Here is an 11,168-nt window from a genome sequence, read left to right as displayed (position 1 = left end):
CCGTGCGGACACCGCGCGCCGCCACTGCCCCGTGGCGGTCTCACACCGCCGCCGGTGCCCATTCCCGCGCCTGGTTGACCAGCCCTGTCCAGTCAGCGCCGCGGCGCCGCGCCCGGTCGGCGAGCGACATGATCCCGTTCGTCAGCCAGGCCGTGGGACGTACCGCGGAGGTCGCCAGCGCCCGGGTCGCCAGGGTCTGCGCCTCGTCCAGCGCGTCGGCGTGCACCGCGGCGGACGCCTGGTAGAGCCGCACCGCGGCGAGCGCTCCGGGCGCGCGTGAGCGGTCGAACAGGGCGGCCGCCGTCGCCAGTCGCTGACGTCCCTCGTCGAGGGCTCCCGCGCCGATCAGTGCGGCGCCGCCGAACGTCGGCAGGTAGCCGGGGTGCAGGCCGTCGAGGGCGTAGCCCTGGGTCGCCGGGGTCAGCTCGCGGGCGAGATCCTCGGCCTCCCGCAGCACCGCCATCACCCGGTCGGCCGGCTCGCCGCGCCCGGCGCGGATGTTGGCCTCGGTGGTCATCGCGAGTACCGCGGTGTGGGAGCTGGGTGCCGTCGCCCGTGCCGCGAGCGCGAGCGCGAGACCGTCGTCCACACTGTCGAACGTGTAGGCGGCGAGCTCGGCGAGCACGACGCCCGCGTGTGCCGCGGTCGGCGCGTCACCGACGTGCCGGGCGAGAACGAGCGCGGTGCGGGCCGACACGACCGCGCGCCCGGACATGCCGTTGTCGCCCTGGGCCACCGCCGACATCACGAGCACTCTGCTGTGCGTTCGGCGCCAGTCCCGGCGCACCGCGGCCGACTGGCGGCTACCCGCCATCGTCTCGGTGTGCCGGGCGATCAGATCGAGGCGTTCGACCAGCTCCCTGGGAGCCATCGTCTCCCAGCGACGGGCCATGGTCCGCAGGCCCGTCTCGATCCGGTCGAGTGTGTCGCGGCCCCGGTCCTCCGGCGAGATCATGAGACGCGAACCGCCCAGCGCGAGTGCGGCTGTGGTCGCACAGGTGGCAACGACCAGCCGCCGGTCCGCCGCTTCGTCCATCCCGCACTCCTGAGCGTCGTTGTCCGGTTACGGCGGTGGAGGCCCGGATGATCCGGACGTAATCTCATGATTATTCTCCGGAAAGAGACGATCTAGAAGCTACTCTGACGGTAGCGAGCACAAAGCTCTATGTCGTCACTCCGGTCCAATGTCGGGACCTTCGTCATGTGGTGCCATGTTCGTGCGCGCGCGACGGCGGAGTGTGCTTGGCTTCGCCCACACCTCATGAGCCCGGCCCGGCGGGTAACCGCCGGTCGGGGTCGGGGTCGGGGTCGGGTCGGCGAGTGGCGGTTTGCGGGAAACCGCGCGTCAGGCCGAGTCGAGTGCCTGTTCGAGGTCGGCGACCAGGTCGTCGGCCGCCTCGATGCCGACGGAGAGCCGCACGAGGTCGTCGGGGACGGCGAGCGGTGAGCCCGCCACCGATGCGTGCGTCATCCGCGCGGGATGCTCGATCAGCGACTCCACCCCGCCCAGCGACTCGGCGAGGGTGAACAGCCGGGTGGCGGCGCACACCGCGAGGGCGGCCTCGGCGCCGGCCCGGACCTGGAACGAGACCATCCCGCCGAAGTCACGCATCTGCTTGGCGGCTACGTCGTGGCCGGGGTGGCTCGCCAGCCCCGGGTAGTGGACGGCCGACACGGCGGCGTGGCCGGCGAGCAGCGCGGCGATCTCCCGCGCGTTCGCGCAGTGCCGGTCCATCCGCACCGCGAGGGTCCTGATCCCGCGCAGCACCAGCCAGGCGTCGAACGGCCCCGGCACGGCCCCGGCAGCGTTCTGTACGAACCGCACCCGCTCGGCGAGCTCCGCCGACGCGGTCACCACCGCCCCGCCCACCACGTCGCTGTGCCCGCCGAGGTACTTCGTGGTCGAGTGGACGACCGCGTCCGCGCCGAGCGTCAGCGGCTGGCACAGGTAGGGCGAGGCGAAGGTGTTGTCGACGACGAGCAGCGCGCCCGCCTGGTGCGCGACGGCGGCGAGCGCGGCGATGTCGGCGATCGCGAGCATCGGGTTGGTCGGCGTCTCGCACCACACCAGCGCCGTCGCCCCCGGCCGGATCGCGGCCACGGCGGCGGCCGGGTCGCTCAGGTCGACCGCCGTGTGCTCGACGCCCCACTCGGCCAGCACCCGCGCGAACAGGCGGTACGTGCCGCCGTAGGCGTCACCGGGGATCACCACGTGGCTGCCGGGACGGCACACGGCCCGCAGCAGCGCGTCCGAGGCGGCCAGACCGGAGGCGAACGCGAGCGCCGCGGCCCCGCGCTCGAGCGCGGTCAGACTGGCCTCCAGCGCGGCGCGGGTCGGGTTGCCCGAGCGGGCGTACTCGAAGCCGGCCCGCAGCCCGCCGACGCCGTCCTGCGCGAACGTCGACGCGGGATGGATGGGGACGACGACCGCGCCGGTGGCAGGGTCGGGCTCCTGGCCCGCGTGCACCGCGACGGTCTCGAATCCCGCGTTCCGATCACCCATGGCCACAACCCTTGTACTCGAGCCCGGACTCAGACAGGCAGCTACTTCACCAGACGGCGATGCCGCCGGACGGCGTGCCGCCAGGCGGCGTGTCGACGGGCGGCGATGTCGACAGGCGGAACGACTCAGCGGACGGCGAGAAACCCCAGCAGGTCGGCCCGGGTGAGGATCCCCGTCGGGTTCCCCTCGTCCAGGACGAGGGCGGCCGGGTTCTCGCCGAGCGCGCTCACCAGCACCGAGACGGGCTCACCGGCGCCGACCGTCGGCAGCGGTGGCGACATGTGGTCGGCGACGGGCGCGTCCACCGTCCCCCGGTCGGCGAAGACGGCGTCGAGCAGCTCGCGCTCCAGCACGGCGCCCGCCACCTCCGCGGCCCGCACCGGCGGCTCGTGGCGCACCACCGGCATCTGCGAGACGCCGTACTCCCGCAGGTACGAGATGGCCGCCCCGACGGTCTCGTCGGGATGCACGTGGACGAGGTTCGGCGGCCCGGACGTCTGCGCGGCCTTGTGCGCGAGCACCGAGGCGACCGTCGGCTCGTCGGACGGCGGGTCGAGGAAGCCGTTGTCGTACATCCACTCGTCGTTGAAGATCTTCGACAGGTAGCCGCGGCCGGAGTCGGGGAGCAGGACCACGACGCAGGCGTCGGTCGTCCCGGCCGCGTCGAGCTCGCGGGCGACCCGCAGCGCGGCGACGACCGCCAGGCCGCAGGAGCCGCCGACGAGGATTCCGGCCCGGCGCGCCAGCTCGCGCGTCATCAGGAACGAGTCGCGGTCGCTGACGGCCTCCACCCGGTCGACCACGGCCTTGTCGTAGGTCGCCGGCCAGATGTCCTCGCCGACGCCTTCGACCAGGTAGGGACGTCCGCTGCCGCCGGAGTAGACCGAGCCCTCGGGGTCGGCGCCGATCACCTGCACGGTGCCGCCGCTGACCGCCTTGAGGTAGCGGCCCGTCCCGCAGATCGTCCCGCCGGTGCCGATGCCGGCGACGAAGTGCGTCACCCGCCCGCCGGTGGCCCGCCAGATCTCCGGGCCGGTGGAGGCCTCGTGCGCGGCCGGGTTGTCGGGGTTGGAGTACTGGTCGGGGCTCCAGGCGCCGGGGGTCTCGCTCAGCACCCGGCGGGCGACCGAGTAGTAGGAGCGGGGGTCGTCCGGCGCGACGGCCGTCGGGCAGACGATCACCTCGGAGCCGTAGGCCCGCAGGACGGCCCGCTTCTCCTCGCTGATCTTGTCCGGCATGGTGAAGACGCAGCGGTAGCCACGCCGCGCGGCGACCATGGCGAGGCCGACACCGGTGTTCCCGCTGGTGGGCTCGACGATGGTCCCGCCGGGGGCGAGCCGGCCGTCGCGCTCGGCCGCCGCCACCATCGACAGGGCGATGCGGTCCTTCACCGAGCCGCCCGGGTTGAGGTACTCGAGCTTGCCGAGCACGGGTGTCACCGTGTCGGCGATCGTCGGCGTCAGCCGCACCAGGGGCGTGTCACCGACCAGGTCGGTGACGTGGTCGTACACGTCCATCTGCCCGCCTCTCGCCGGAGACGTCGCCCCGATCGCCGCCAGTAGCCGCCAGCGACGACGTTACCGGCGGTGTGTCGCGTCCGCCTTCCGGACGCGGCACATGCCGCCGGCGCGGGCCGAAGGAGCAGCTATGTCCGGACGGGTTCCACTCCGGACGTCATGGCATGGACGATTGCCGTGTTGTCCCTGACCGTGGCGTCGTCCCGGGCGACGAAGTGCGCCCGGAACGTCACGTCCTTCTGGTTCTCCATCAAAATTTCCCGAGGGACTGACGCCTTCAGGTGCCAGGGGGGTCGGGCACGGATCGTAACCATATGTGTACGTTGCTGGTATATTCGGATCATGGTTCGGCGGGTGACGGTGGGTGCGGGTGGCGTCTGCGACCTCGGGTATCACGTTGTGTGGTGCCCGAAGTACCGCCGCCCGGTGCTCGCCGGTCTCGTCCGTGACCGCTGTGGGAGCTGATCCGGCAGAAGTGCGCGGAGCACGATGGGACGGTCGTCGCGCTGGAGGTCACGCCCGGCCACATGCATCTGTTCGTCGAGGCTTACCCGAAGCACTCCCCGTCATATGTCGCCAACCAGCTCAAGGGGTTGACGTCCCGGGTGCTGCGTGAGGAGTTCCCGCACCTGCGTTCCCGGTTGCCGACCCTGTGGTCGCGGTCGTACATTGCCGCCGCCGTCGGCACGGCCGCCGGGGCGTCGGCGGGGAGAGCCGCGACGGCGTGCGCCCGCAGCAGCTCGTCGAGCATGGCGGTGGTCACGTCGGAGAGGCCTACCGGGCCGCCCGCGACGACGAACCTGGACGGCATCGCCGTGTGGACGGCGGCCTCGAACCAGTCCGAGCCCAGGTCGAACGTAGCGGCCGGGGGCCGCGCGGCCCGAGCGGGTCAGTAGCGCGCCGAGCGCGTCGGCGGACGGTCGCGCGGCGCCGGTTCTCCTAACCGTTCGACGAAACGTGCCGCGTGCCGGTCCGGATCACTCCGGGCCAGTCGGGCGGCTGTCCGGCCGCCGCGTGCCGTCCCGTCCGTGCCGATGTGCAGAATTGTCGGCACGGATGCGGAGCCGCCGATCGGAACGACGGCAGGCCACCCCGCCTCGATGGCCACGACGGTTGTTTCGGATACACCCAGATCGATTCCGAGCTGATAACCCACGATTTCCCCCCATGGCACCTTGTACCAGCCCGCAGATGGTACCGAAGGGGAATAGACGGGCGAAGCCGCGCATCGGCGCGATTGACGCGGAACACGTCGTCAGACACGCCGCGCCGACGGGGATCGGGCAGCCCTCGGCGGCACACCGCCACCGCCCGCCGACGGCCTACCGGCGGGCCGGCCTATCGGTATCCGGCCAGGTAGGGGTCGCTGTCACGACTGTCGACCGGGACGATGTCCTTCCCGAGCGGCATCAGGGACACCGGGATGAGCTTGAAGTTGGCCAGTCCGAGTGGGATGCCGATGACAGTCAGGCACAGCGCGAGGCCCGTCGTCAGATGTCCGAGCGCCAGCCACCACCCGGCGAGCACGATCCACAGAACGTTGCCGATCAGTGACGCCGTTCCCGCGGTCGGCTTGTCGACCAAGCGGCGTCCGAACGGCCACAGCGTGTAGTTCGCCATGCGCAGCGACGCGATGCCGAACGGAATCGTGATGATGAGAAGAAAACAGACGAGGGCGGCGAGGGCGTAGCCGATCGCCAGCCACACTCCACACAGCACCAGCCAGATCACGTTGAGTACGATGCGCATCTGCGCGGTCGCCTCCCTGTCGCCCGCTCAGGGGCTCCCTGTGTCTTCTGTTTCGCGGTGTCTTCCGTTTCGCGTGTCCGCTGCTCCGGGGCCACCGCCTGCTCCGGGACCTCCGGCATCGTCCACCTGGGGACCGGCCCGGATATGCAGCCCCGGACGGACCTCCCCGGACGGGCCGTCCGGCGCCCGCGGCGCATTACCACGGCCCCGCGCGGCACACGCCGGGCTCCTCGGCTCGGGCGAGGCGTTCCGCCGTCGCCCCCGGCCGCGCCTTCGCGTCTCCTTCTCGTTCTTTTCCTTGGGCGGCACCGGAATCTCGGGCCACCGGTGGGGTGGTACTCCTCACAGGAGACCCGTGCCGGCATCCGGCCTCATGGTGCTTTCCCGGCGTGGTGGCCACGGGTGGATGCCCGGTTCTCGAGTGGTCAAACGGCGGCGGGACGGCAATCGTGCCCATGGCGCGCTTGGGCTGGAGACCGCCGTGGCCGTGCAGACTGGAGTACGGTTTGCGGCGGTTGGGAGAATCCGACCGTTTTGTCCGAATGATAACGCGAGGTAAGCGAGCAGTTCCGGTGAATGACCGGCAATGCGGAAGCGGTACTCCACGGCGGGACTGAGGTATCCGGTGACGATCGAGACCGAGACGGCGGACCTGGTGGACCGGTGGTTCGCCGAGATCACTGCGGTCGATCTCCTTCCGCTCGCCGCCGCGGACGCCCGCGCCTGGCTGGCACGCCTGGCGGCGGCGCTGGTCCGGGCGGTGAGTGCCGAGCCGTTCCGGCCCGAGATCGGCTATGACGTGGGCGCGCGGCTGGTCCACGGCCACGTGACGTCCGGTGAGGCCCTCGGACGGACCGTCCGGCTGTTCGGCCGGCACCTGGCCCACCACACCGGCGGCTGGGCCCGCCCGGCAGACGGCCCCGAGACCAGCCCGGCGGGCACGGTTCACCCGGGCACAGCTCACCCGGGCGCCGCGACGGCGACCGCCGCGATGGGGCTCGCCGGCGGCGCGCCCGCGGCGACGGGGCCTGCCGCCACCACGGCCACCGCCGCGAAGGGGCTCGCCGGGCGGGTGCCCACGGGTACGGCGACCGCCGCGATGGGGAACAGCGGCGCGGCCGCTCCCGGGGCCGGGCCGTCGGGCGAGGGCGCTCTGCTGCGCCGGCCGCCGCGGGCCGACACGCTGTCGGGCCGGGTGTCCGCCGCGTCGACGGAGCGGGTCGTGGACCTGCTGGGCGAGCTCGTCCGCGGCCACACCGAGACCCTCCGGGAGCGCACGCGGGACGGCCAGGCCGCAGCGCGTCGCGTCGACCTCGGCGCCCGGGCCCGCGCCGAGCGCGAGCGGCGGATCTCCCAGACGAGGCTGCACGCCGTGCTCAGCGGCACCGCCCTCGGCATGCTCGTCGCCGACCGGACGGGGCGCATCGTGGAGGCCAGCGACGCCGCGCTGGAGATCCTCGGCCTCAGCGGGCACACCGCCCCGCTGGCCTGGCAGCTGCCCGAGATCGTCCATCCGGCCGACCGGGAGGCGGTGCGCTGGCTGTGGCGCGAGGCCCGGCGCGGCCGGTCCCGCGGAGAATGCCGCATCCTGCGGCCCGACGGGACGCCGACCTGGGTGGCGCTGACGCTCTCGACCACCTGGCCCGGAGTGGCCGGTGACTGGTTCGGCGTCGCGATGCTCGAGGACATCACCGAACGCCGCCGCCTGCAGGAGGAGCTCCGCTTCCACGCCCGGCACGACCCGTTGACCGGGCTCGCGAACCGGGCCGAGTTCCTCGACCGGTTGCAGGCGGTGTTCCGGGAGGCGCCGCCGTCCGCGCGGGTCGGTCTGTGCTACCTCGACCTCGACCGATTCAAAATGATCAATGAGGGCTTCGGCTACGAGGTGGGCGACCAGCTCCTCGCCGAGGTCGCCCGCCGGCTGGGCGGGATCGCCGTGGCGGAGCGCACCGTGGCCCGGATGGGCGGTGACGAGTTCATGATTCTCGTCCCGGACTGCGGCGGGCTCGACGAGATGACCGGCATCGCCCGGCGGGTCCTGGACACGCTGCGCGAGCCCGCCCGCGTCGACGGCCGCGACCTGCCCGCGACGTGCAGCATCGGTGTGGTCGAGATGGCGGTCGCCGACACCAGCCCGTCCGACCTCGTCGCGGCGGCCGACGCCGCGCTGACCTGGGCGAAGAACGGCGGCAAGAACCGGTGGACGGCCTTCGACCCCGACCGCGGTACCCGGGAGGCCGCGCGTGGCCTGATGTCCCGATCGATGCGCCCGGGCCTGGACAGAGGCGAGTTCTCGCTGGCCTACCAGCCGATCATCGACCTCCGGCACGGCACGGTCGCCGGGGCCGAGGCATTGCTCCGCTGGGACCACCCCCGCCTCGGGCCAACCCGTCCGGGTGAGTTCATCGCTCTCGCGGAGGACTCCGGCTTCATCGTCCAGCTCGGGCTGTGGGTGCTCGAACGGGCCTGCGAGACCGCGCGTGACTGGCCGGCGCACATGTTCATCAGCGTGAACCTCTCCGCCCGCCAGCTCCGCGAGCCGGGCCTGGTCGGCGCGGTCGAGAAGGTGCTGGACCGGACGGGCCTGCCGCCGCGGCGGCTCCAACTCGAGCTGACCGAGACGGTGCTCATGGACTCCGGCGGCGACCAGGTCACCGCGCTGCACGCGCTCAACGACCTGGGCGTCCGCATCGTCATCGACGACTTCGGCACCGGGTGGTCGAACTTCGCCTACCTGTCGACCATGCCGGTGCGCGGGCTGAAGCTCGCCGGGCTCTTCGTCGAGAAGCTCGGCCGGGGCACCGAGCCCGGCCGGGACGACCACCTCGTGGAGGCGATCGTGGAGTTCGCCCGCAGGCTGCGGCTGTCGGTCACCGCCGAGGGGGTCGAGGAGCCGGAACAGGCGGCGGCGCTGCGCTCGTTCGGCGCGGACCTGGGCCAGGGCCACCTGTTCGGAGAGCCGGTCCCCGCCGACGAGTTCGCCGCGACCATGCTCAGCCGCGCCTTCGCCGCCAGCTGACCGAACCCCCGCCCGGCCCGGGTCGGTGGCCACCGACCCGGGCCCGACCGCGGACCGTGATGTCGGATTCTCGCTGGACCTGGCGGTTCCCGCGCGCGAATGCTGGACGGGTGCCCACCACCGCGCCCGCCAGCCCGCATCTCGACGCCGAGCTGTGCGCGCGGGCCGTGCGGTCGCGCGACGCCCGGTTCGACGGGTGGTTCTTCGTCGCGGTGACCTCCACCGGCATCTACTGCCGGCCGAGCTGCCCCGCGCGGCCACCCAGGGCCGAGAACATGCGGTTCCACCCGACCGCCGCGTCCGCCCAGCGCGCCGGGTTCCGGGCCTGCAAGCGCTGCCGCCCGGACGCGAGTCCCGGCTCGCCGGAGTGGAACCACCGCGCCGACGTCGTGGCGCGCGCGATGCGGCTCATCGTGGACGGCGTCGTCGACCGCGACGGTGTCCCCGGGCTTGCCGGTCAGCTCGGCTACAGCGCACGCCAGGTGGAGCGGCACCTGTCAGCCGAGCTCGGTGCCGGGCCGCTCGCGCTGGCCCGCGCCCAGCGCGCCCAGACCGCCCGGCTCCTGCTCGAGACCACGGACCTGAGCATGGGCGACGTCGCGACCGCCGCCGGCTTCAACAGCATCCGCGCCTTCAACGACACCATGCGCGAGGTCTTCGCCGCCGCGCCGAGCGATCTGCGACGCCGTCGCAACCCGGCGACGCCCCCGTCCGTCGTGCCGGTACCGAGGGCGGCCACCGGTGCCGTGACGTTGACCGTCCGGCTGCCGTTCCGGGCCCCGCTGTATCCCGACAACCTGTTCGGGCACCTCGTCGCGACGGCCGTTCCCGGGGTCGAGGAGTGGCGGGACGGTGCCTACCGGCGCACGATGCGCACGCCGCACGGGCACGCGATCGTCGCCCTGCGGCCGCTGCCCGACCACATCGGCTGCCGGCTCGCCCTCACCGACGTGCGCGACCTCGCGCCGGTCATCGGCCGCTGCCGCCGGCTGCTCGACCTCGACGCGGACCCGATCGCCGTCGACGGGCAGCTCGCCGCCGACCCGGCGCTGGCGCCGCTGGTCGCGCGGGCACCGGGCCGGCGTGTTCCGCGCACCGTCGACCCGGCCGAGCTCGCGGTGCGCGCAGTCCTCGGGCAGCAGGTCTCCGTCGCGGCGGCGCGGACCCACGCCGCGCGGCTCGTCACGGCCGTCGGCACGCCGATCCATGATCAGGAAGGCGGCCTCACCCACCTCTGGCCACAGATCGCGGACCTCGCCGAGCACATCGAGTACGCCGAGCGCACTGAGTACGCCGAGCGCACTGAGTACGCCGAGTCCACCGACCTCGCGGACGCCGTCCCGGCCGGCCGCCGGGCCGGGGCGCCGCGCGGGCTCGCCCTGCCGGCCGCCCGGCGGCGGACCTTCGCCGCGCTGGTCGGCGGGCTGGCGTCCGGCATGATCGAGCTGGGTGCGGGCGGAGACTGGGAGCGGACCCGCGCCGCGCTGGCGGCCCTGCCCGGCATCGGCCCGTGGACGCTCGAGACCATCGCGATGCGGGCCCTCGGCGACCCGGACGCGTTCCTGCCCGGTGATCTCGGTGTCCGCCGAGGGGCCGAACGGCTCGGTCTGCCGGCCACCCCCGCCGCGTTGTCCCGGCATGCCGCCGCCTGGCGCCCCTGGCGGGCCTATGCCGTCCAGCACCTGTGGGCGGTGCTCGACCATCCAGTCAACCGGATGCCCACGCCGGATCACCCCGGCCCGGCCACCGCCCGCCGAGAGGAACGCCTGTGACCCGCAGCCAACCCGTCCCGCCGGACGCCGCCGAGCGCACGCACGCCGTCGTGGAGAGCCCGGTCGGGCCGCTGACGCTGGTGGCGAGCGGCGGCGCGCTCGTCGGCTGCTACCTGGACGCCCAGCGCCACCTGCCGGACCAGGCCTGGTTCGGCGAATCGGCCCCGGCCGCCCCCGGGACCACCACCTCCGGAGCAGCCGCCCCCGGAGACGCCGTCCTCCAGGCCGCCGCCGGCCAGCTCGCCGAGTACTTCGCGGGCCGCCGGACGTCCTTCGACCTGCCGCTGAACCCGACCGGCACCGACTTCCAACGCAAGGTGTGGAAGGCACTGCGCGACATCCCGTACGCGGAGACGATTTCGTACGGCGAGCTGGCGCGCCGCCTCGGCCAGCCGGGCGCGTCACGCGCGGTGGGACTGGCCAACGGTCGCAACCCGATCAGCATCATCGTCCCGTGCCACCGGGTGATCGGCGCGAACGGCAGCCTCACCGGCTATGGCGGCGGCCTGGAGCGCAAGCGCCACCTGCTCGCCTTCGAGCAGCAGGCCGCCGGCCTGTCACTGCTTTGACGCCGTTCCGCGGCGCTGTTCCGTGATGCTGCTCCGCCG

General features: G+C 73.4%; 8 protein-coding genes and 1 pseudogene. 4 read left to right on the top strand and 5 right to left on the bottom strand.

All coding sequences use genetic code 11. From position 1 onward, the window contains the following. Positions 1-40: 40 nt before the first annotated feature. The 4 genes from MXD62_RS29465 to MXD62_RS39455 form a co-directional block, all read right to left on the bottom strand. Positions 41-1,036, bottom strand: coding sequence for a hypothetical protein (locus MXD62_RS29465; RefSeq protein ID WP_248832646.1), 996 nt, complete (start codon positions 1,034-1,036; stop codon positions 41-43). Positions 1,037-1,345: 309 nt separating this feature from the next. Next, a complete protein-coding gene (locus tag MXD62_RS29460; protein ID WP_248832645.1) occupies positions 1,346-2,503 on the bottom strand; it encodes a cystathionine gamma-synthase in 1,158 nt (385 codons plus the stop codon). Between the two features lie 125 nt (positions 2,504-2,628). Continuing rightward, positions 2,629-4,020, bottom strand: a complete 1,392-nt coding sequence (locus MXD62_RS29455; RefSeq protein ID WP_248832644.1) for a cystathionine beta-synthase — start codon at positions 4,018-4,020, stop codon at positions 2,629-2,631. Between the two features lie 128 nt (positions 4,021-4,148). Further along, on the bottom strand, positions 4,149-4,271 hold the full coding sequence (locus MXD62_RS39455) for a hypothetical protein (protein WP_285224230.1): 123 nt from the start codon (positions 4,269-4,271) through the stop codon (positions 4,149-4,151). 91 nt (positions 4,272-4,362) lie between these two features. Here MXD62_RS39455 and tnpA point away from each other — a divergent pair. Further along, a pseudogene (tnpA, locus tag MXD62_RS29450) lies at positions 4,363-4,712 on the top strand (IS200/IS605 family transposase); the annotation flags it as partial. 646 nt (positions 4,713-5,358) lie between these two features. Here the strand turns inward: tnpA and MXD62_RS29445 are convergent. Beyond that, complete coding sequence (locus tag MXD62_RS29445) at positions 5,359-5,769, bottom strand: YccF domain-containing protein (protein WP_248832643.1); 411 nt, start codon at positions 5,767-5,769, stop codon at positions 5,359-5,361. Between the two features lie 586 nt (positions 5,770-6,355). On the opposite strand from MXD62_RS29445, the gene MXD62_RS29440 reads away from it, so the two are divergent. The 3 genes from MXD62_RS29440 (at position 6,356) to MXD62_RS29430 (ending at position 11,129) form a co-directional block, all read left to right on the top strand. Then, the gene (locus MXD62_RS29440; protein WP_248832642.1) at positions 6,356-8,788 is read left to right on the top strand and encodes an EAL domain-containing protein; all 2,433 of its coding nucleotides are present in this window, start codon (positions 6,356-6,358) and stop codon (positions 8,786-8,788) included. Between the two features lie 110 nt (positions 8,789-8,898). After that, complete coding sequence (locus MXD62_RS29435) at positions 8,899-10,560, top strand: AlkA N-terminal domain-containing protein (protein WP_248832641.1); 1,662 nt, start codon at positions 8,899-8,901, stop codon at positions 10,558-10,560. Further along, entirely contained in the window at positions 10,557-11,129 is a 573-nt protein-coding gene (locus MXD62_RS29430) for a methylated-DNA--[protein]-cysteine S-methyltransferase (RefSeq protein WP_248832640.1), read from the top strand. Before MXD62_RS29435 ends, MXD62_RS29430 begins: the two co-directional genes overlap by 4 nt. Positions 11,130-11,168 lie beyond the last annotated feature (39 nt).

Source organism: Frankia sp. Mgl5 (assembly GCF_023242985.1).
Classification (GTDB): domain Bacteria; phylum Actinomycetota; class Actinomycetes; order Frankiales; family Frankiaceae; genus Parafrankia; species Parafrankia soli.
Note: the sequence above shows the minus strand (reverse complement) of the source record. Positions and strands in the feature narration are given on the sequence as shown.